At 54.5% G+C, this 21,563-nt stretch carries 18 protein-coding genes and 1 pseudogene; 3 read left to right on the top strand and 16 right to left on the bottom strand.

Annotation, left to right across the window (positions count from 1 at the left end; all coding sequences use genetic code 11):
- Nucleotides 1–53: 53 nt before the first annotated feature.
- The 3 genes from ACL7TT_RS02295 to ACL7TT_RS02305 form a co-directional block, all read right to left on the bottom strand.
- Nucleotides 54–968: a polyprenyl synthetase family protein gene (locus ACL7TT_RS02295; protein ID WP_413392836.1), complete on the bottom strand. Its 915-nt coding sequence runs from the start codon at nucleotides 966–968 to the stop codon at nucleotides 54–56.
- On the bottom strand, nucleotides 961–1,212 hold the full coding sequence (locus ACL7TT_RS02300) for an exodeoxyribonuclease VII small subunit (protein ID WP_413392837.1): 252 nt from the start codon (nucleotides 1,210–1,212) through the stop codon (nucleotides 961–963). The genes ACL7TT_RS02295 and ACL7TT_RS02300 overlap by 8 nt, the downstream gene beginning before the upstream one ends.
- 80 nt (nucleotides 1,213–1,292) lie before the next feature.
- Complete coding sequence (locus ACL7TT_RS02305) at nucleotides 1,293–2,783, bottom strand: PQQ-dependent sugar dehydrogenase (protein ID WP_413392839.1); 1,491 nt, start codon at nucleotides 2,781–2,783, stop codon at nucleotides 1,293–1,295.
- 827 nt (nucleotides 2,784–3,610) lie between these two features.
- On the opposite strand from ACL7TT_RS02305, the gene ACL7TT_RS02310 reads away from it, so the two are divergent.
- Nucleotides 3,611–4,180 (top strand): HNH endonuclease, encoded by a 570-nt coding sequence (locus ACL7TT_RS02310; RefSeq protein ID WP_413392840.1) that lies wholly within the window; start codon nucleotides 3,611–3,613, stop codon nucleotides 4,178–4,180.
- A gap of 35 nt (nucleotides 4,181–4,215) precedes the next feature.
- Here ACL7TT_RS02310 and ACL7TT_RS02315 read toward each other — a convergent pair whose 3' ends face one another.
- From ACL7TT_RS02315 to ACL7TT_RS02340, 6 genes are all read right to left on the bottom strand, one after another.
- Entirely contained in the window at nucleotides 4,216–5,217 is a 1,002-nt protein-coding gene (locus ACL7TT_RS02315) for a D-alanine--D-alanine ligase (protein WP_413392842.1), read from the bottom strand.
- 4 nt (nucleotides 5,218–5,221) lie between these two features.
- Entirely contained in the window at nucleotides 5,222–6,169 is a 948-nt protein-coding gene (gene mepA, locus ACL7TT_RS02320; RefSeq protein ID WP_413392844.1) for a penicillin-insensitive murein endopeptidase, read from the bottom strand.
- A gap of 76 nt (nucleotides 6,170–6,245) precedes the next feature.
- Nucleotides 6,246–7,319: a histidinol-phosphate transaminase gene (gene hisC, locus ACL7TT_RS02325; RefSeq protein ID WP_413392846.1), complete on the bottom strand. Its 1,074-nt coding sequence runs from the start codon at nucleotides 7,317–7,319 to the stop codon at nucleotides 6,246–6,248.
- A complete protein-coding gene (locus ACL7TT_RS02330) occupies nucleotides 7,316–8,344 on the bottom strand; it encodes an FHA domain-containing protein (RefSeq protein WP_413392848.1) in 1,029 nt (342 codons plus the stop codon). Before ACL7TT_RS02330 ends, hisC begins: the two co-directional genes overlap by 4 nt.
- The gene (locus ACL7TT_RS02335) at nucleotides 8,335–9,633 is read right to left on the bottom strand and encodes a S1C family serine protease (protein ID WP_413392850.1); all 1,299 of its coding nucleotides are present in this window, start codon (nucleotides 9,631–9,633) and stop codon (nucleotides 8,335–8,337) included. The genes ACL7TT_RS02330 and ACL7TT_RS02335 overlap by 10 nt, the downstream gene beginning before the upstream one ends.
- 110 nt (nucleotides 9,634–9,743) lie before the next feature.
- Nucleotides 9,744–11,525: a trans-sulfuration enzyme family protein gene (locus ACL7TT_RS02340; RefSeq protein WP_413392852.1), complete on the bottom strand. Its 1,782-nt coding sequence runs from the start codon at nucleotides 11,523–11,525 to the stop codon at nucleotides 9,744–9,746.
- A gap of 511 nt (nucleotides 11,526–12,036) precedes the next feature.
- Here ACL7TT_RS02340 and ACL7TT_RS02345 point away from each other — a divergent pair.
- Nucleotides 12,037–12,531: a hypothetical protein gene (locus tag ACL7TT_RS02345; protein ID WP_413392854.1), complete on the top strand. Its 495-nt coding sequence runs from the start codon at nucleotides 12,037–12,039 to the stop codon at nucleotides 12,529–12,531.
- A gap of 3 nt (nucleotides 12,532–12,534) precedes the next feature.
- Here the strand turns inward: ACL7TT_RS02345 and ACL7TT_RS02350 are convergent, their stop codons facing one another.
- The 6 genes and pseudogenes from ACL7TT_RS02350 to ACL7TT_RS02375 all read right to left on the bottom strand — a co-directional run bounded on the left by ACL7TT_RS02350 (nucleotide 12,535) and on the right by ACL7TT_RS02375 (nucleotide 19,230).
- Nucleotides 12,535–14,322: a tetratricopeptide repeat protein gene (locus ACL7TT_RS02350; protein ID WP_413392890.1), complete on the bottom strand. Its 1,788-nt coding sequence runs from the start codon at nucleotides 14,320–14,322 to the stop codon at nucleotides 12,535–12,537.
- A gap of 18 nt (nucleotides 14,323–14,340) precedes the next feature.
- A pseudogene (locus tag ACL7TT_RS02355) lies at nucleotides 14,341–15,084 on the bottom strand (serine/threonine-protein kinase); the annotation flags it as partial.
- A gap of 629 nt (nucleotides 15,085–15,713) precedes the next feature.
- Entirely contained in the window at nucleotides 15,714–16,688 is a 975-nt protein-coding gene (locus ACL7TT_RS02360; RefSeq protein ID WP_413392856.1) for an FHA domain-containing protein, read from the bottom strand.
- 531 nt (nucleotides 16,689–17,219) lie between these two features.
- Nucleotides 17,220–17,789: a YceI family protein gene (locus ACL7TT_RS02365; protein WP_413392858.1), complete on the bottom strand. Its 570-nt coding sequence runs from the start codon at nucleotides 17,787–17,789 to the stop codon at nucleotides 17,220–17,222.
- A 41-nt stretch (nucleotides 17,790–17,830) separates the two neighbouring features.
- Nucleotides 17,831–18,409 carry a cytochrome b gene (locus ACL7TT_RS02370; RefSeq protein WP_413392860.1) on the bottom strand — a complete coding sequence of 193 codons (579 nt, stop codon included), beginning with the start codon at nucleotides 18,407–18,409 and terminating at the stop codon, nucleotides 17,831–17,833.
- Between the two features lie 155 nt (nucleotides 18,410–18,564).
- Nucleotides 18,565–19,230 (bottom strand): hypothetical protein, encoded by a 666-nt coding sequence (locus tag ACL7TT_RS02375; RefSeq protein WP_413392862.1) that lies wholly within the window; start codon nucleotides 19,228–19,230, stop codon nucleotides 18,565–18,567.
- A gap of 882 nt (nucleotides 19,231–20,112) precedes the next feature.
- Here ACL7TT_RS02375 and ACL7TT_RS02380 point away from each other — a divergent pair.
- Entirely contained in the window at nucleotides 20,113–21,018 is a 906-nt protein-coding gene (locus ACL7TT_RS02380) for an acyltransferase (RefSeq protein ID WP_413392865.1), read from the top strand.
- Between the two features lie 99 nt (nucleotides 21,019–21,117).
- Here ACL7TT_RS02380 and ACL7TT_RS02385 read toward each other — a convergent pair whose 3' ends face one another.
- A complete protein-coding gene (locus ACL7TT_RS02385) occupies nucleotides 21,118–21,555 on the bottom strand; it encodes a host attachment protein (protein ID WP_413392867.1) in 438 nt (145 codons plus the stop codon).
- Nucleotides 21,556–21,563 lie beyond the last annotated feature (8 nt).

Genomic DNA, 21,563 nt, shown 5'->3' on the forward strand with positions numbered 1-21,563 from the left:
ATTGTATGCCCGCGACGGCTATATTGCATCCTATGGGCGCAGCGGGTGCCGGCTCAATGGCCGCGCTGGACGATGTAATCCGCCAGCTGTTGCAATAAGCGGGTATCGCCGGGCAGGGGTTTGAGGGCATCCAGGGCCTGCTGGTGCAGGCCCTGCAGCTTTGCACGGGCGCCATCCACACCCAGCAGGGATACGTAGGTGGGCTTGTTGCGCAGGGCGTCTGCCCCCCGGGGCTTGCCCAAAACCGCGGTGTCTGCGGTGGTATCGAGGATGTCATCCTGAACCTGGAAGGCCAGGCCTATGGCCCGGGCAAACAGGGTCACAGCCTCCAGCTGTTCCTCATCGGCGCCGCCAAGCAGTGCGCCCATGCGCGCGCTGGCGCAGATCAGGGCACCGGTCTTCAGGCGGTGCATGGGCTCCAGTTGTTCCAGGCTGAGGGCCTTGTCGACCGACGCCAGATCAATGGCCTGGCCCGCAACCATGCCCCGGCCACCGGATGCGGCGGCCAGCTCCTGGATCAATCGCAGTTTCAGTGCGGGCGCCAGGGTGTCCGCCAGCAGCAGTTCAAAGGCCTGGGTCTGCAGGGCGTCGCCGGCGAGGATCGCGGTGGCTTCACCAAAGGCAATATGGCAGGTGGGGCGGCCCCGGCGCAGATCGTCATCGTCCATGGCCGGAAGGTCGTCGTGGATCAGGGAGTAGGCGTGGATGCATTCCAGAGCTGCGGCCGTTGCATCGCAGCGGGCGGGATTGAATGCCTCCGTGCAAAAAACCTGTGCACAGGCGTATACCAACGCCGGGCGCAGGCGCTTGCCGGGTCCCAGCGCTGCGTATTGCATGGCCTCAAACAGGGGTTCTGCCCCCGCGGTGGGGCGGGAGAGTGCGTCTCGAATGCGGGTTTCAACCCGGGGGGCGGAACGCTGCAGCAATGCCTTCAGCGTTGCCGGCGGGGCAGCGGTAGTGCTAGGCATCTTTCGCGGCGTCGCCGGTGTCGAAAGGCAGCTCTTTAATGCCGCCATTCTCCTCCATCAGCAGTTTGACTTTCTGCTCCGCGCCCGCCAGTTTGCGCTGGCACTCGCGGGTGAGTTTCACACCCCGTTCGAAGTCGGCCAGGGCTTCCTCCAAGGGAAGGTCCCCAGCCTCCAGGCGCTCCACCAGTTGTTCCAGTGCTTCCAGGCTCTCTTCAAAAGTTGCCGATTGTTTCTTTGCCGCCATAGCATCGCCTCGTCATTGCGGGGCAACCTTAGCCGTTGGCGCAGCAGGGGTCAATGCGGGGCGAGGCCAGGTGTCGGCACTTATTGGGTGGGCGCCTGCGGGGAGACCTCCCGAGACATCAGGTAATGTGCCAGGGCCCGTTTCTGGGCGCTGTCAAAATTGTAATTGGGCATCGGCGGGGTGGGCGCGTCGAAGTAATCCGCCAGGGTCTGCAAAGTATATTTACTGCGCAGATTTTTTAAGGGTAACTGCTGCTGATGGCAGAGGCCGCACCTATTGCTTTGGTACAACTCTGCCCCGCTGCGGGCCGCAACGGCATCAACAGCGGGTGGGGTGTCCTGCGCCTTGCGCGGTGTCTCCTCCGGGGAGGCGGTGCGAACACCGGGCGCACCACTGCTGGATAGGCGATAGACAGCGCCTGCGTAATCGTCGGAGATATAGATGTTGCCATTGGTGTCCTCGGCGATCGCTACCGGCCGGCCGAACACCGCCTTGCGATCCTCACTGAGAAAACCCCAGAGAAAATCCCGCTGCTCGATTTTACCACTTTGATTCCAGTGCAGAGAGACCACTTTGTAGCCGTCTTTGACACTGCGATTCCAGGAGCCGTGCAGGGCCACCAGAGCGGCATTGCGATAATCCGCGGGTTGTTTGGGACTGCGCAGGAACTGCATCCCCAGTGGGGCGTTATGGGCCGCAAACGTGTGTACCGGAGGCACCGAGGTGGCAATCTTTTCCTCTATGGCGAGGGCCGCGTCGACGCCGAAATCCGGATCTGGCACCCGATCACCATAGGCGTAGGGCCAGCCGTAAAACGCCCCCTGCCGAATTCGGTTGAGTTCATCGGGCGGCAGGTTGTCACCGAGCCAGTCGCGGCCATTGTCTGTGGCGTAGAGGCCGCCATCTCTCGGGGACCAGTCGAAGCCGACACTGTTGCGCAGACCGGTGGCGAAGATTTCAAGGTCGCTGCCATCGGGGCGCAAACGCATAATGGTGGCGCGACGCGGGTCTTTTTCAATACACACATTGCAACTGGAACCACTGCTTAAATACAGCCAGCCATCGGGACCCATATCGATGGTTTTGGTCCAATGGCCGTCATCTTCCAGTCCTTCGACAATTCTCTGGTAACTGCCGGCGAGACGGGCATCCGAGTGATCAAAGGGGACGCGCCCCACCGCATCACTCTCGGCAATATACAACCAGCCCTCATGGAGGAGTAGGCCGTGGGGGCGGCGCAGGTCATCAATAAGGACACGCTGGCCGTCTGCACGGCCATCGCCGTTGCGGTCGGCAAACAGGAGCGAAACCTGGCCGCTCCTGGGTTGAGAAACGAGCACGTCTCCGGCGCGGGTGATCGCCAGCCAGCGGGCATTGGGTACCTTGCCGGCAAACAGCTGGAGGGTATATCCCTGTGCCGGGAACAGGTTGTCGGTGACCTTCTGCTGTGTTGTCTTTGCGCCGCCAATGATCTGACGCCAGGGCACACTGATACCCGAGGCAACGGCAGCCAGGGTGGTTGAAACTATCGCGCTGAGGATAAGCAAAAATATTAGCGTATATTTCAACATTTTATTCCCGAATTGGATTGAACTTGAAATAGAGACAGTTATAGTGGCCGCGTTCTTTTTGTGAGCCCCGTTTTACCACAGTGCGCACTTCAAATCCCTCTTAATGTGAAGGGTATCTCTCACAATGTGAGATATTTCTTACATAAAATTCAGCAGATGACCCCTACTTTTTTCTCACTTGATGTCCATAATTAACGGGCAGGGATGCATAAGGGACTGCACTTTTGCGGCAAGGGATAAATGGAATGCGCCGCTGGCCCTAAGGATATGGGCTCCATCCTGTGAGACGCACCGCCCAGGCCGGATTGCCTGGGCGGTGTTTTAATCCCCTTAACAAAATTGCCTCTATTCTCTTTTTGTATGACAGTCATTATGCCAATGGATTTGGCAGCGATGCATTTGCAATGGTCCCTCTAAAGTGGTTGCCTCTTTCTACAGGTGACGAAGCGTCTGTCTGGAATTTGTAATCTTAATCCGCTTTAATGGGGAGAGGCTGGCCAATTTTGCTCCGGCCCGGCGGAGGGTGGCGCATTCAGTAATCCATTGGCAGAGGTATCGGTTTCCCCCCAGGCTGCATTGCGATGCCGGATAGCTGCCGTTTTGCCGGTCGCAACTCCAACGGGCCAGTCCAGTGTCTCCACAGGATTTTTCTTTTTGTGGGCGCAAACAGTATTTACTTGTGCCAAATCCCGCTGCCCCCTTTTCCTTCCGATTTCTCCAAATTGCCATTGCAGGGTCTGGTGCTGTTTAAAAATAGTCACTTTGGTGTCTGGGATGAGTGGATTTCCCGACCGATTTTTTCTTTTGGACTGTGGGGGGGCAGCGCTGTGCAAGCGAGAATTTTACGCCTGAATCTGGCCGGGCAACCGCTCGAGTGGCTCTCTTGGCAGGAGGCGGCCTGCCTGTATGTGCGGGAACTGGTGACCTGGTCCTTAGGCGGTGTGGTGCTGCGGGTTCGGGGCGGGTTTAACCGCAGCGGCGAGCGCTCCGGCCTGGACCTGGCGGCAATTATTGCCTGCGGGGGGGCGCGTATGGCACGCCCACGCAGCCGCCCACCCCTGACAAACCGGGCGCTGTTTTTTCGCGATGTACATACCTGCCTATATTGTGGTATTTCGTTCAAATCCGGTGAGCTGACCCGTGATCACGTGATTCCAATTTCAAAGGGGGGCATGGATTCCTGGGAGAATGTGGTGACTGCCTGCAGGCGTTGCAACCAACATAAAGGCCACCACCTGCTTGAAGATATTACTATGGAGCTACTGGCGCTGCCGTTTTGTCCCAATGCGGCGGAATATCTGGCGTTGATTAACAGTGAGCGGATCCGCGGTGACCAGATGGAATTCCTGCGCGGCCAATTTTCCCGGCGTAGGCAGCAGGATTGGCTGCTGCATTAAAGTCAGAAAGGAAAAAGGACGCTGAGTGACAGGCGTTAGCGCGCCGGGGAAACGGCAGCGTGAATCAGGCTGGTGAGATACCGGGTGAAATTATGGCCGTGATTTTCCAGCATTTTCGGGAACATGGAATTTGGAGTCATGCCGGGAAAGGTATTGACCTCATTGAGGTAGAGTTCGCCGGCTTCTGTCAGGAAAAAATCAATTCTGGATAAATCCTTGAGCTTCAGTGCCTTAAAGGTGCGTATGGAGACGTCCTGGATCCAGTTCAGTTGCGTATCGGTCAGCCCCTGCGCCTCGACAAAGGTGGTGGCGCGGCTGCTTTCGGTATACTTCTCCCGGTAGGTATAAAAGGTATCTACCGGTGCGCGCACTTCACCGGGGCGGGTGGCAATCAGTTCGTGATTATAAGTATAAACCGCCACCTCAAGCTCGCGCGCTTTCAGTGCCTGTTCCACCAGTACGTAGGGGGACAGGCTGAATGCTTCCTCTACAGCCGTTTTCAATCCCTCTGCGGAAGTGACCTTGTAGCAACCGACGGAAGACCCCTGATTGGAAGCTTTGACAAAAACCGCTCCCCAGGTCTCCAGCGCGGCGTTGGCTCTATCCAGCTCGGAAGGTTCAAAACTGTACAGGAACAGGTAGGGCGTGTTGCGTATTCCCAGGGCGCTCAGCCATAGTTTCGTATTGATTTTATTGAAGCAGATTTTGCTCGCTTCCGGGGCTGAACCAAAATAGGGGATGCCGAACATATCCAGCTGTGACTGCAGGTCGCCGGTCTCTCCGGGGTAACCGTGAATGGCCGGAATCACATAGTCCACATTCCAGGCGTTGCCTGCCTCGTCGCGAACTTTGCGGTCGTAAAAGATATGGTAAACCCGGCCCTCTCTATCCGTGAGGCAACCGTTGGTATCCATCTCCACTTGCATCAGGGCGATATCCCCGGCTTTGGCCAGTTGCTCTTCGATAAAGGCTGCAGTGCGCAGGGAGACGGGATGTTCGCTGCCGCCACCGCCGCAAATGAGCAAGGTGTTGATCATACCGTTAGTCCGTTGTGGCATTCGTTGAGGGTGCGAGCAAAACCTGTCGGCACTGTTGTGGCATTGTTTTTGGTTGGGGCTTGGTCGGTTTGGCCTTTGTGCCATTCAGTATTGCGTAGAACTCGTCGCTGAACCACCAATCCAGGTCATTGCCGCAAGGCTCGGTGCGCACTGGTGCCTGGGGTTTGCAGGTGCTGTCGTTGCGGGGACAGGTGAGGCGAACATGAAAGTGGTAGTTGTGTCCCCACCAGGGGCGCACCTTGCGCAGCCACTCGCGGTTTGAACCGGTGATTTCACACAGGTGACGCTTGATGGTGGGGTGCACAAATATACGCTCGACGCGCTTGTCTTGTGCCGCCAGACGCAGGATTAGGGGGACCCGTTCATCCCAATTCTCCTCGATCAGGCGATGCCTGCGCGCATCCGCGAGAGGGATGGCAGAGATATTGTCGCGCTCCCATCTGGTCAGCGGGCGCTCTGCTGCGCGCAAATCCTGGGAGTACCAGATATCCACATCCAGCCCCGTTTGGTGGCTGCTGTGTCCGCCACTGCCAAAGGGGCCCCCTCGGGCCATGGACATATCGCCAATCTGTATGCGGCCAAGTTGGCTCTGCGCGACACTTTGGGAGAGGTCTTGCAGAAAGGCGATGGTGTCCGGGTGTGCAAAGCGGCGCCCGCGGCCGGTGCGCACCAACTGGTAGCCCTCGCCGCGCAGGGGTAGGGATTCACCACCGGCGAGACAGCCATTGGTGTAGGTACCGATACTGGCGGCGTCTTGGGCGCTGGGTCTCTTTGCCGCTTCCCAGGCATTGGCCAGGACCCGATCCGGGTTGAGGGCGCTCACCGTAAGGGCAGTAAAAACCAGATAATAAAATAGCCGTTTGAGAGGCCCGGTTTTGGGGTGACGGATGCGGGTGTTGTCAGGTCTGGAGGGCTCGAAAAAAGGCTGCATGGGTCCCGGATTACCAATAAGTCACAAAATCGGGCCGCAGCGGACACGGCCCCAAAGAGTATAGATAGACAGCGTACTAGCTCTGTGATGCAAGGATTTCTTTGCAGTTCCCTATCAGTTGATCCATCTCCTCATTGGTGCCGATGGAGATGCGCAGGTATTCCCTGATACGGGGCTGATCGAAATAGCGCACAAGGATATCCCGCTTGCGCAGGGCCAGGTACAGTGCCTCGGCACCAGGCGCCGGGGGCTTGGCCAGGATAAAGTTTGCGCAGGAGGGGATAAGTGCAAAACCCAGTGCTTGCAGAGCCTGCTCGCTGCGCTGGCGGGTGGCGATAACCTTGCCACAGTTGTCATCGTGCCAGGCCCTGTCGCGAATAGCGGCGGTCGCCACCTGCTGGGCAATGGCATCAATGGGGTAGGGGTTAAAGGAATTCTTGGCCCGCAGCAGCCCCTGGATCAATGGCTCCGGCCCCATAGCGAATCCCAGCCGCAACCCCGCCAGGGCATAGGACTTCGATAGTGTGTGGATCACCAGCAGGTTCGGGTAGCGGTTGATCAGTGATATCGCGCTCTCTCCGCCAAAATCAATATAGGCTTCGTCGATGATGACGACGTGATGGGGTTGTAGCTGCAGCAGCGCTTCAATTTTTTCCAGCGAAAGGTAACACCCGGTGGGGGCATTGGGGTTGGGAATAATCACGCCCCCGGCCCTACTGGCAAAGTCCCGAACCTCTATCGTAAAGTCTTCCCTGAGGGGGACCGCGCGGTGGGTTATACCGTAGAGCTGGCAGTAAATCGGGTAAAAATTGTAGGTGATATCGGGAAAAAGCAGGGGTTCCGGGCGGCGGAAGAAGCTGTAAAAACTCAGTGCCAGTACCTCGTCGGAACCATTGCCGACAAAGACCTGTGCAGGTTTTAGCCCATAGCGATCGGCGATGGCGCTGCGCAACTGGCTGGACTCCGGATCGGGATAGCGGCGCAGGGCATTGGCAAAGTCTCCCCTGGCGAGCAACGCCAGCGCCCGGGGCGATGGCGGATAGGGGTTTTCGTTGGTATTGAGCTTGATACAGGTTTCGCTGTCGGGTTGCTCGCCGGGCGTGTAGGGTTCCAGTTGTCCCAAATCAGGGCTCCAAAACACCTCACTCATGGCTCTACCTCTTTATTGCTGCCTTTGCCGCCGCTGGCTTTTGTGCCTGGCTCGTCTTTTTCTATGGGAATATCGAACAGTGCCGGTGAGTCGGCAATAAACGCCTGCATGGGCATGGGTGTGCGCAGTAGCATATTATCGTATTTCAGTTCGGTGGAAATCTCTGGTGCCTCACTGAAGTCATTGAGGTTGCTGATACTCTCCACCAGGTTGAGCCCCAGAAAGCCGATTGGCAGTACCAGTGCGACGGACCAGCGCCAGCCGCGGCCGAGGTTGGTCGCCAGGTAACAAGCGCACCAGAGCATCGACGGCAGTATGATGGCCAATACCGCGAAGTCGAGGGTCTCCATCCAACGGCCAATGGCGAAATTGTAATTCAGCACGCCGCTGAACCACTCCCAAACCGTATAGCTCAGAGCGCCGATCGCGGCGATGGAGAGGTGTGCAAAGAAGTGGGTTTCGTGGCGCACCACCTTTCCCACAAAAGCCCAGGCGCCAGCGTACAGTACCAGCCCGATAACGACGCTCGCGAGGACATTAATGGCGATCACCCACTCGTAGGTGCGCGCATAGCCCAGATAGCTGAGCAGCAGTGTGGAAAGGGCGACCCCCAAGGCTAGCAAGGCGGCTGTAGTGGGGCGGGACAGGCTTGAAAAGAGGCTTTCCAGCGAATGCAGGGGGGTCGCTTCCGCTACGACGTCGTTACAATAAAACAGTCGCAGGCGGGATTTGCCGCACTGCACCAGATCCCCGGAGGCGATCTGGTGTGACGAGATTGTGCAGGGCTTGATGGACCTGTTGTTGAGGTTACCCAGAAGCTGGCTGCCGTTGGTACTGTTCAAGTCCTGCAGGTAGTAGTGATCGTCGTCCCCCAGGCGGATTTCCGCGTGGCGGGCATCGGTATGAATATCCTCCAGGATGACATCGTTGCTGTAAGCGCGCCCCAGGGTAAACCGATCTCCGTCCATACGGTAGCGCGCCTGTACCCGGTGGGCGCGGTTCAGTTCTTCAATAATCAGAGCCATTGGATCTCGCTTGTAAACTTTTCAAAAAAGGCGTCGGCGGATTCCCGGGTGAAACCGGATAGGGTGAAGTGGCTGACCAATGCGCGGTTTTTCTGATCCACGCTGAGGCTCAGGAAGAAAATATCGTACAGGTCGGGGAAATCCTTATAGCGTCTTACGCAGTAGCTGGTGCGTGTGGTCAGCGGTTTACGACTGCGCTCCGGCTTTGACACACGGTCATTGCCATTGCGCGGCTGGGAGGTGAATGCCTGGCGGCAGCGGAAGTTGGTCACATCCTCTTCCCCGGCGCTGTTACCGGGGTAAAAGGTGCTCATTTGCTGCTCATATTCCGCGTAGAAGCGTGCCGGCAGCAGGTCTTCCGCCTCCAGCCAGAAAAATTCATATTCGACCCTGCCGGTATTAAAGTCGTCGGAGAGAAAGATCACGTCGTGCCCCGTACAGCCTTTGTCGATGCGCTTGATGGGACTGTCATCGCTCTCTTGGCTGTTGCCCCAGCATTTGATTGCCGGCACGATTTCCCCAACCACCTTGGCCTCTCCCAGGGCGCGGCGCTTCCAATCCGCCTGCAATATGGAATGGATGATGCGTTTCTGGTTCTTCTGCAGTTGCTGGTAGGTCACCGCTTTGAGGTCCAGTTGGCCCTCTCGCTGGTGGAAGTGCTTCAGCAGCGTGGAGAGTTTGTCGACCGGCACCAGAAAACTGACCTGGTTGCCGGCCGTTGCCACATTGATACCCACCACCTGGCCCGCGGTGTTAATGGCAGGTCCGCCACTCATACCGGGATTGATGGAGCCGGCAAAGTGGATGCGGTCGTAAAAACTGCCGCCGGCGATACCGTTATAGGTACCGGGAATGAGGGTCATGCCCAGGTCCAGCGGATTGCCGAGAGACACGATGGTTTCGCCTTGTTTTGGCGCCTCCTCGGCCAGTTGCAGGTTTTCCTTACCGGGCTTGTCCTGGCGCAGCAGGGCCAGGTCGTTCACCACATCAATATCCAGCAACGTCAGCACACCCTTGGTGCCATCGGTGGAGAGGTATTCCAGGGTGTATTTGTCGGGATCACTGACAGCCTGTGCGACCACGTGATAGTTGGTGGCGACCAGGCCATCGGCAGAGATCTGGAATCCGGAGCCAAGGCCGGCTTTGGAGTTGGAGGATTTTTCGATCAGGCGAATCTGGTAGAGGCTGCCGCGATAATCGCTGTAGAGCTGTTCATAGCCTTGCGCGACTGCCAGTGCAGACAGACAACACAGTATCAAGGCCAAAAGGGATACGGAAGAATTCGGCATTTTGTTTGATTAAATTATGGACAGAAATAAGGATGGTACGGGATATAGGGTAGTGCAACAAGCGCGCGCCGCCGTTAGCAAGGCGGCGGCGGTGTGCGCTGAAACTCCCGCTACAGGTAGTCGGCAATTTTCGGTTGTGCCTGCACCACTCTCCGGTGTGACTCCAGATAGAAACGGGTGAAGAGTGCGTCGGCTTCCTCCGGCGTGATAAAGCCTGCGCTGAACCCCGGAGATACCGGGTCCAGATGCAGCCGCGCGCAACTGATCACATGGGCTGCAAGCTGGGCCATATTTTCATCCCCCACGGAAATCCGGATGGTGGTGGGGAAAATACCCGCCGCCTCCATGGCTTCAGGGGAAAGTTCCGAGTGAGAGGTCAGGGCGGGGCAGAGCACCATGGTATTGGTCTGGCCCAGGCTCACCATCTGCCCGAAAGCGGGCTCCAGAGCATCGAAGAAACTTTTGAATGCCGCTGTGGGCAGCTCCGCTGCTTCCATATCGATACTGAACAGCGGTGTCGGCAGTTGGTAGCGCATCAGTTGCTCACGCATTTTGGCGTTGGGATGGCTTTCAACCGCGTGGCTGTTTACACGAATTTTTGCGTGGCTGGCAAAGAAGTGGCTGAGGCTTTGGGTATTGATGCACTTGGTGAGCATGCGCATTTCCAGGGTGCGCATACCACAGTGTACCTCCCAGGCTTTGTCCGCATCCAGGAAGGCGCCTTTGATATAGTAGACGTCCCAGAACATGCACTGGTCCCAGTTGAGCCCTTTGGCACTGTCCCCCTTGGGGATAAACATGCGGTGGTTTTCACCGATCACAACGCCCGCAGTGGCGGCACCGGTCCCGCCGATATCCTTGGTGTAGGAGTGCACGACAAAATCCGGGCGCTCCGCGCGGTTTTCACGGCGCAGTGGCTGATACAGAAAGGGTGTGGCCAGGGTGGCATCCAGGCTCACCAGGATATTCTCCTGATGCGCCGCCTGACAGATGCCCGGAACATCCAGCATGATACCGTGGGGATTACAGGGGGATTCGATATAGACATGAATCTTGGCCCCCTTGTTTAATTTTTCAGCGTAGTTGCGCTGGGTTTCTTGCAACAGCGCGCCGAAGTCCTTGCCACTGGTGCCATCAAACCAGACCAGTTGAACCGCAAACTTGTCTTCACGTGCATAAAAATCCTGCAGCAACTGATGCACACCGCCGTAGACGTTTCTGGAGACGATGAGGATATCCCCGCGTCGCAACTGGTTCGAAAGCAGTGCATCGATCGCTGCCATGCCGGAATTGAAATTCCATGCCATATATGCGTTCGCCTCCGGACCGCACTCCAGGTCCACAATGGCATTGGCCAGGGAGATTGACGTGGGGTTGAGGAGGCGGGAGTAGATATCGTGGCTGGGCTCGCGGCCGCGGAAAGCGTCATCCACCCACTCAGTGCAGGCATAAATATAGGTGGCGGTGCGGGCAATCACCGGCGTTGCAGAAAAGATCGCCGGGATATTATCGAAAAGAGGGTAGCCGCCGCGGGTGGTGATATTGAAGTCGTCCCCCTGCAGGCTCTGGAAACTCGCGCGCAGCGGGTTTTGCAGGGTATCCAGCAGCTTTGCCAATTGAAAGCTCATAAAGCGCTTGGCATTGAAATAGGCGATCCTGTCGGACCGGTCCAGGCGCTTCAGGGTATCCGTGATCTGGCTCCATAACTGGCCCAGATTGCCCTGCGCCCGGTACAGAAGCGCTGCGGTTTGCTCCAGTATCCGGCCATGTTCCGACTCTACATCAATACAGAAGTGCTGTAATTGCTCCCGTGCCAGTGCCTCGATACTGCTGGCCTCCGTACTATTGCGCAGGGGAGAGAGAATTTTTACATCTTCAAGCTTAGCTTCCATCGTATCCTCATTGGTTGAAGCTTATTGTTATACCTCGACTCTAACAGTCTATAGCGGCGGTTAGAACACCTGGTATGTAATTTTGTGTCATTGGGTGTGATAGACCTGTAATGGGGCCATTTGTATAGTGAACGCCGATTGAGGGCCTGGGCTAGCCCGGCCGTATCGTCAGGGTGTGGCCAGTTTCAGTGCTAGGAAAAGGTTTGATTGCCGTGCGGGCGGGTAGTGGATTCAGCGCAAGCTGAACGATCAGGCTGGGCCCGACAGATACAGAATCTTGATCGGGGCTAATGGATGGGCTTGTTCGGGCAGGATGCCACATTTTGCTCTTGATAGTGTTGTTGTAACCGTCGATGGCCGGGGCCATCCTTCCGGGCCGGCAGTATCACTACTGCCGGCTTTTTTTTTAATTCGAAAAGATTAAAATAGCCACGTCACAGACGTATTTTACCGGATAGTACGTGTCCAGGTAGTGACACCAGATAACAAATTTTAACAAAGGGGATACACAATGGGCGCTTGTGCCGACTTACCCGTACTGGAGTGCGAAGTACCAAAAGAGGGGTTGAAGCTGGATTTGGTCTTGAGGCCCAGAGATCCTGTAGACGGGGAACTTCAGTATTGGCCCCTGTTTAATGCCGCCAACCCGGAGGAGCACTTTGGCAATATGCGCTTTAAAATCCACAGAGGCGGTGTGGTTACCCTGAAAATTACCCTGGATTTGTCTGAAGTGCCGTGTCGTGAACTGGAATTTGCCCGCTGCCACCATCATAAGTTGGATGGGATTATTGCCTTGAGCCCGGACTTTCGTCATCAGTTCCGTGCCCGCGCCAGGGCAGTGGATGGGGAGTACACGAAACTGGTGATTAAGATTAGGGACAAGAAGCATATTCCGGATAACTTTTCCTTCCTGTGGATGTGTGTGGACCCGGAAACGGGCATGCACTTTGTTTCCGGGGATCCTAAAGCTGAAATTGACCCTCTTCCGCCCACTGGTGGTTGGTGATTACTAATCCTGGCAGATGACCTCAAGTATTTGCTTAGATATTTGTGCTTGGGAGCAGAGAAGTTGGAAGGCGGGCAGAGTAAACCACTCTGCCCCCATCCCTTGGGAGGTAAGCTGCTCCAAATGGTAGTTTGCAGATTGCCACTCTCCAGCCAGGGCATAGACTTGGACAGCTGTATATTTTACATAGGTATAATCCGGAGATTCTCTAAGTAAGTCTTTAATTAAAGAGATAGAATCTGCTGTTTCTCCAATATACGCCAGTGCCCCGGCTCTTGTGTGCTTAGCCTCCAGAGTGGACGCTTCGTGGGTGAGCTTTATGATTTGCGCAAAATACTCATTGGCGACTTCAGGTTGAGATAGCATTAAGTGCGTTTCTGCCAGCTTGTATAATATACTTAGATTTTGGGGGGATTCTACTGAAAGGTCTTGAAAAGTAGCAAGCGCTTTGGAGAATTTTCCCTGCAGAAAATACACAGTCCCAAGATTGGACTTGGTTCGCCAAGAGCGCACTTCCTTTGGCATCTTGCCGATCATTTTTCCTGCGATATCCAGGCTCCCATTTTCCAGCTCTATAGCACCAAGCAGCGCATAGGCAGCCCAGTATTTCGGGGATTCGTTAATTAAATTTTTGAGTGTTTCCCTTGTGGAGTCATAGTCTCCGGTAGCCAATTGGTTGATGGCGATCAGGTAATAATTGGCATTTGAAGGATTTAGAGCGACAGCTTGCTTGGCATAGGACAAGCTTTGAGCATAGCCCCCTTGGTTGAACTGGAAGCGGGCATGCTCGGCCAAGAGGTGTGCGGAAGGATGGCCTTTGTTTTGGAGTTTTCTCAGTGTTGATTCAAAGCCTGCTTTATCCGTCCCTAAAGATTTAATTGATAGTTTGGCCTCCAGCAACGGGATTTCATCTATATCAGAGGTTTCTGCGCTCGCTAAAATTCCGAGCGCCTTGGTGAGGTGTCGGCTCTTATTGGAGACGCTAAACATACTGGCAGATGCTCGCGCATATAATGAATAGAGGTTTACGTTTTTAGGGTATTTGCCAATCAGCTCTTCAACCAATTCCAGGTCATCAGTCTGAATTGCCCTGGTGGCGAATTTGGCAAGTATGACAAGGTAGCGATTATAATCCTCAGGAGCCATTCGGGTTTCGGCACTTGGTTTTTCACGGTAGCTTTTAGAAAAAAGCTCAACGGAGGCATGACCTATTGTATATTGGGCCTCCTGCCGTCGATTTGCGATAAAGGCAAAGCCAGCCTGTTTTTTGATTTGACGATCTTGAGGGTTCACTCTTTGTAGCTCGATATTACAGCGTTGCTTCATACAGTCGAGGCGGGCAAGCAGTGCATCGGTAATACCTTGGTCATGTAGTCGTTGTAACTGTTCTTCAAGGCTAGTTCCTTGTCTTGGTGTGTAGCTCACCAGGGCGCTGGCTTTGAGTTTCGAGGGGGTATTCATCAGGGCCTGACGCACCACAGCGGTAACCAAGGTTTCCGCATCCTGCTCGCCGGAAAGCTCACCATTTAATTCTACAGGTAACACCGCAATATACTGTGGTGGCAGTTGCATAAAGGTTTGCCAAACCCAAAATGCCGCAATACTCAACAGAGCCAGACCTGCCAGACCGACGGTGATACGCCCGCGCTTCTTGCGGGGCCGGATCAGCAGTTGCGTGACCGTTTCCGAGTATTGCTGGGTATCGGCATCAATACCATGCTTGCACACCAGTTCCAGGGCCGCATAGACCTGCTGGGCGGATTCCGGGCGCTGCTCCGGACGTTTGGCCAACAGGCGGTCCAACAGGGCGGCCAGTGGCTTTGGGATATCGGGCCAGGCCAGTTGGGGAGGAATATGGGGCTTGCTGACAACCTGCTGGGCAAAGGCCAGTGTGCACAACTCCCCACGCTCAAACGGCTTGCTGCCACAGAGCAGCTCATAGGCAATGCTGCCCAGGCTGAACAGGTCACTGCGGGCATCCATTGGAGACCCCTGCACCTGCTCCGGGGACATGGCCTGTATACTACCCGCGATATGATCCTCGCGGGTCAGCTGCTGGTCACAGTCGAGGGCTTTGGCAATGCCGAAATCGGTGATTTTTGCCACACCGTCGGTTGTGATCAGGACATTCTCAAGCTTGAGGTCGCGGTGGATAATGCCCAGGGCGTGGGCTTTGCCCAGTCCCTGGCAGATTTGCATCAGCAGATCCAGTTTCTCCCCGAGAGAGGCAGTATGCTCGCGCATCCATTCCTTAAGTGTTACGCCTTCTACCAGCTCCATCACCAAGGCAATACTGGTGCCGTCCTCCAGTACATCGTAAAGCCGAACAATATTTGGGTGGTTGAGCCTCGCGAGCAGTAGCGCTTCGCGGCGAAAACGGGCCTCTGCAGAGTCGCCTCTGAGGTCTGAACGCAGCTGCTTGATTGCCACCTTGCGCCCAAGCTTGATATCTTCCGCCAGATAGATGACACCCATACCACCGGCGCCCAGGGTGCCCTCTATGCTGTAGCGGCCTTGATATACCTCTGTTTTCTCCAGCGCGGCTACGTCCATTGTACTTTGATCTTTCCGGGTAGACGGGGGATTTTACCCGATGGCTCGGGTTCGTGAAGACCTATCTCACATTTCAAAGTGGCATGGTTCACGTTATCTTATTGCTATTGGGTTGCTGGCCAGTTTATAGCGCAACCACAAGGGAGAACATAACACAGCTGAGTTGGTACGCAAATCATGAAAAACGATGCGGCTGTCAATGGTCCCAAAGCTGATAGGGAAAGGGCTCTTGGATTTGGCGTTAATTCCAGGATTGGCCAAGCCAATGGGAAGCGAACACTCGGTTGACATATGGCCAGGGCAAACAGGTTCTTTCAGCAATGCAGTTCATCCTGTGGGCTTTGAATAGTCGAAACCAAAACCGGATTGGAAAGCCGTCTTCTCTCGAGTTGTAGAGCGGCACTTTGGTTTAATCCTTTGGCGAAGATAAGCTGCCGCTGTCGAGATTGTGTGTTTCTGATTCACGCACGGGTTCCCCTCCCCAGTCGGTTTACCTTCAATGGGGTTGGGGTCCGTTTTCTTTTCTCCCGAAGACCTTAGTATTGACTTTCTGAAATTGATATATTTCTGACAAGTCTTTAACCGGTTGAGTACCGTTTTCCCTGTGATGTCCTGGTGCGTGACCCGGTTTACTGCTCCTCAGAGTCGGTCCTGGCTTCCAATTGGGTACTTTTGTGGATCTCAAACTGGTGGCAACCCAGACGAATTTCCCAGGATCGGCGCTCAACAAGGTTTGAGATATCGACCGCATCCGGCAACGATTCGGAAATCTGTTTGCGCGCCCGGAAAATCTGCGTGTTCAGGTGATTGACCGTGATGCCCAATTCGTGCGTGGCAACCTGAATGGAAACCCAACCCTGGGAATCCTGGTCCATACCGTTTTGCATATCCTTAATGCGGGCCCGCGCAAGATAGAGCAGCAGGTAGTTGTGTATACGTGCCGGAAGAGGCAGTGTCATCTTTGCCTGTTGCAACTGCAGCTGTACATGCTCTTCATGGGAGCTGACTGAGAAGCGCAGGTGGAAGTCGGTAATACTCAGCTGCTGCAAAGCCAATTCTTTGGTGGCTCCCTGGTTGTCGGCCAAAAACAGCTGCCAACTGTGTAAACCGCAGTCAATGCGGTCACTGTGGCCAAGCAGGGATTTGTTGCCACCTTCGGCCGAGTTGCCAGTGAACTCATATTGCCACTGCCCGGCAACGGGATTGAAATGCAGACTTGCCAGAGGTTCGCTGTCATCCGGTAACAGATGGTATTGTTCCAGTAGCTGGGCATCCCCGGTTTGGAGGTCAATTAACAGATTCTCAGGGGCGTCGAGATTCTCGACAATCCAGGTGGGATTGTTTGCCCGGCCGAAACAGATTCTATCGCCGTGTTGCAGGGGGTAACTCTTGGCGGGGACCAGTTGTTGTTCGTTGAGCCAGGTTCCATTACGACTGAGATCGCGAATATTCCAATGGGTACCGGTCCATTGAATGGCTGCATGGATGCCGGAAATCTCGGCAGAGGTAATGCGTGTATCCACGGCGCCCTGGCGGCGACCAATAGTGTGGTGCGCTACAAGATAAACCGGTTGATCTCTTTCTGGGTGTTGTAGGTAAGCCATTTCTTGTGTCCTGTTACCGGAGCCTCCTTGTGGGCAAAACTGCTGTTTTCTCAAAGCCAGGCGCGTACTGAACCCTATTGGGTAAGAGAAATCCTGGGATGATTGAGGCCGTTGCCGTGCTGAGCAGTTGAGCAGGATTACTGTGAGTGAGTAGTCGCTTACAAGTTGTGTACATTGCTCAATATTATTCTGTCATTTATACCCATCTGAAGGGTGAATGCAATGTTTGTGACTACAATCCCGCATTTGAGTTGGCCTTCCACGACACCTTCCGACGCTTTCCCTGAAATACTGGCCAACCTGCTCGGAATTTTTTGTTCTTCATGGGATTTCGTGGGGCCCGAGTCGAGTGAATAGTCTCGAAAATTGTTTGGCGGTTCTGGGTAGGGTCTTTTTTTGGCCTTTGGACTCCAAACGAAAATGACGTCGCCGCTGGCTGATTCGCTGTCGGTCGAATTTTTGCGGGAACAAAAATAAAGGGCCCCGCCATATAGCCAAAAGCCCTTCATATTTAGAGTGGAACATCCAAGCCTAGATTCTGATGCCTTCGATATCCAGAATCATCTCCACTTTCTGGGATGCAGGGCCCAGGTTGTAATCGATACCGAAATCTTTCAGCTCGAACTCCGTGGCCCCGCTGAAGCCCTGGCGGTAGCCCCCCCATGGGTCCTTGCCCCCACCAATGTTGCTTACATCAATGGTTATTGGCTTGGTGACACCGTGCAGGGTCAGTTCGCCGTTCAGGCGTGCCTTGCCATTTTCCAGGGGTTCGAAGCTGGTGCTTTTAAAGGTGGCGGTTGGGAATTTGGCCGTGTTGAGGAAATCCGTTCCGCGAAGGTGTTTGTCCCGTTCGGCGTGGTTGCTGTTCAGGCTGGTCACGTCGATATTGACATTGACCGAGGACGTTTCGGGTTTCTCGTCATCGTAGAAGAAGGAGCCGCTAAAGTCGTCAAAGCGACCATAGAGCCAACTGTAACCCAGGTGTTTGATGCGGAATTGAACAAAAGCGTGAGCGCCTTTGGTATCTATTTTGTACTCTGCAGCATGGGCCGTTGTGCCCAGTAACAGAGCTGCAAATAGGAGTGCGATGGGCTTTTTCATAGTATGGTTTCCTTTCTTGTACTTGTGAGTGTTGTTGGCTTTTAAGCACGATTTCTGCTTGATGGAGAACTGGTCGTGGTGCCTAACATTTTGCGTAGGGTTGTATCCCGGTTGATAAAATGGTGCTTCAAGGCGGCCAGGGCGTGTACTGCGATTAGAATCATTAGGCTCCAGGCGAGTATTTCATGCACGCGGCCGGCAATATCCTCCTGATTTGGGATGCCCCGGACAGTGGGTGGCAGGCTGAACCAGCCAAACACTTCAATTGCCCGCCCATCCGCGGTGGAAATCAGGTATCCCGATAACATGATGCTGAATAATACCAAATAGATAAAGCCGTGGGTGGCCCTCGCAGCCAGGGATTGCCAGCGTGGGATGGTGGGTAAGGGTTGTGGCGATGGGTTAAAAACGCGCCACAGCAGTCGAAATAGGAGCAGAAGCAGCATAAGTACGCCGATACTTTTATGGATGTCTGGCGCCTGCTGATACCAGGGATCATAGTAGGACAATTGGCGCATCCACCACCCGAGCGCAAAGAGACCGATAATACTCGGTGCCATCAGCCAGTGTAATGTGATGGCGATCCAACCGTAGTGTGTCTGGTGATTCCTGAAGCGCACTGTCTACCTCCAAGGGCTTTGTTTCTGGTGCCTGGTGCCTGGTGCCTGAAGCTAGGGTATCGCCTTTATGGTCTGCGACCAATGCCGGCCTGTGAGTGTGGGGGGAAGAGCCTAGTCGAAAGTAAGTGGCTACCTACTTACCGGGGAGGCTTTGATTAATGAGGGCGGGGTTGTGTATGTTGGCGTTTCGCGGCCTGAAGCACTTGTTCACAGGTACTGCGATCCAATGTGGGGGAGCGGTTTGCAAGCTGATCTACCAGCCAACTGACAGAGTGTCGTTCCCCGTCCAGGGCCAACTCCTCCAAGTGCCAGATAATATCGAGTAATAACTGGTGTTCCAGGCTGCTGTCCGTTTCCTGGGGAGAAAACAGGCGGGGCTCTAGCTGCTCAAGATCACTGCGCTTTAATACCAGCTCCGCCAGGCTCGGATACCAGCGGCTGCTAAAGGGCTCAGGGCGCTGGTTATGCTCAAAGGTAATGCGCAGTCGATTGCCCTTGGCGTCCTCCAGCAGGGGGGTATCCTGCTCGTAGGCGGGCAGGGCCGGGTTGTGACGCAGAATCCCAGCAATGGCACGCCAGTTGCTGCGATTATCAGTGCACAGCCGCAGAGGTTCCACCAGCTCCTGAGTTCCAATACGGTCCTGAAAGGTCAATTTTTGTCCGGGACGGTACCAGTAGAGATCGAGGAGTTGCTCCTCGGCAAGATCTGCGAGGTGGGCGCTGGTGAGTGGTTCCTCCGCCAGGGCGCTCAGGTGACTGATGGCCTGCTGGACACTCAGCCACTGTTTGCGATGGAAATGTTTGCCCGCAGTAGTTTGCATGCGCGACTCCTGGTGTGGTATCGCAATCCCTGGAGGCTTGGCCCGGTAGGCTTTCACAACCGGGCCTGGCATTGTGGTGCCAATGGCTTGGCTTTGTGGATGGGGTCGGGAAGTGCAAAAAAACGCGCCCGTAACATCCAAGACAGGCGCACCTGCCGAACAAAAGCGGGCAGCATGGCCGCATTTGTTGTCAATGGATAGTTTAGCAGCCGAATAAAACCGGTTGCCCGTATGTAATTAGTTTTGGGATGGCGGACAAGTGCTATTGTGCCTGGCGTGAAAAGGGGCTTCATGGGGTTGGTAGAAAAGGTACAATGGCGCTTATTGCTCCCATGGGGAAGAAATTATGCAGTTGAAACCCGCTTTTTTGTCTTGGTTACTGCCGGTTTCTTATCTGTTCCCTCTTTTTCTGATGAAGTCTTTTCCTCGGCTTGGAGTAAGGCAGACTATACGGTCGAAAATATCAAACTGCTATGCCAGAGACGGTGACGGATCACCCAATTTTACTGGGTTCAAAGTGGTCCCGAGGGGTAAAGTCGGTGCTCTCGGGCTGAGAGTCAGGTTGTAGCCATAGCATGGTGGTTGTTCTTGGGGGCAGAAAATGTGGGTAGTGTTCCACACTGCTATACCAGCCACTCTTGGCCTGTATAGATCACTATGGGAGCAACCCCGGGTGAATCTTAAAATGGCCAAGGGGTGAGGGTAGTGATTGGATGCCTAACTATGCCCGGCAAGAGCCGAACCCGGGCGAGCGGTTCTTACTCCGGCGGGTATCACCCGGCATATCTGAGGCTGTTGAGAGCCGCTTCAACACTCTGGATGCTCGCCGATTGTTCACTGAAAAGAGTTCTATGCCCAGTAAAGTCAATGTAGAAGTGTAAGATGTTAAATTTTTTCCCCTCTCAGGTAATTTTGGTTTTGGCTTCGAGTCTGTTGGGAGTTATCACCATTCTCTGTTTCCTTCCCATTTTATTTTTTGTGGTGCTTCGACTGCTCCTCCCCTTCTCTGGGTTGCGCAAGTTCTTTTCCTCCATATTTATGGGAATTGCGGGTGCATGGATTACCCTGAATAAAGGATGGATGAAACTAACCCAGAAAACACAGTGGGATGTAGAAGGGGTGGAAAATCTTGATAAACAAGGCTGGTATCTGGTCACATCAAACCATCAGAGCTGGGCTGACATCTTTGTACTGCAATCTGTCTTCAATCGAAAAATCCCTTTTCTGAAATTCTTTATCAAGCAGGAGCTGATTAGGGTGCCGGTGATGGGGATTTGCTGGTGGGCACTGGATTTCCCCTTTATGAAACGCTACAGCAAGACCTTCCTGGAGAAACATCCGGAAATGCGGGGCAAGGATCTGGAGGTCACCCGGAAGGCCTGTGAGCACTTCAAGCTTATCCCAACCAGCATTATGAACTTTATGGAAGGAACACGTTTTACCCGTGCAAAACATGATAGACAGGGTTCGCCATTCAAACATCTGCTAAAGCCCAAGTCTGGTGGTATCGCTTTTGCCATGCAAAGTATGGGAAAGCAACTCAACCGTTTACTGAATATCACCATCGTGTATCCCGATGGCGCTCCATCCTTTGTGGATTTTCTTGCCGGCAAGGTGAAGCGGGTGATAGTCCGTGTTGAGCAGATTCAAATTCCGCAGAGGTTTGTCATTTCAGATTATACCAACGATCAGGTGTTCCGCGCTGAATTTAACCGCTGGGTGTATGAACTATGGGAGAAAAAGGATTCTTTGATTGGAAGATTGCTTGCAGATACCGCCAGAGTATAAGTTTTTTAAATGAGCAGTGTTTTAGGGATCTTGTTGCCCTTTCCGGTGAATACCTCAGCCAGAGACTACTTCCGCTCGAAAATACAAAGCGCCTTAGAATTATAACCAGATGGGCAGTTGCGCACGTATCTCTTCTGGTTGAAAGTCCACCAGGTTTTTGCCTGTCTCACCGGCGACAGTAGCACGGGTTGGTATTCTGAGCGCATCGCGTAAACTACCGACCATGTAGGGTTCTGCCACGATGTACAATTTTTCATAGCGCCCTTCCTGCCTGCCCCGTTCCAGTGTTTTGGCAATCTCCTTGGCAAATCTCTCTCCGTTGCGGCGGTGTATTTCTGCGAAATTGCCCATAGCGTGGCGGCCCTGGCCGTGGCTGTCGAAACTACGCCCTGGAGCATCGCTCACCTGCTCGCGCCCTGGCAATCGGGATTCTGGGTGAAAAAGATCCTCTATTTCATGGAGTTGCCCAGCGCGTTTTTGAGCCTCGAAAATTCGGGCTTGAGACTGGTTGGCCACGAGAACCCATGCTAATACCATGCCTATTC

The sequence above is a fragment of the Microbulbifer jejuensis genome, from assembly GCF_047289955.1.
In the GTDB taxonomy this organism is placed as follows: domain Bacteria; phylum Pseudomonadota; class Gammaproteobacteria; order Pseudomonadales; family Cellvibrionaceae; genus Microbulbifer.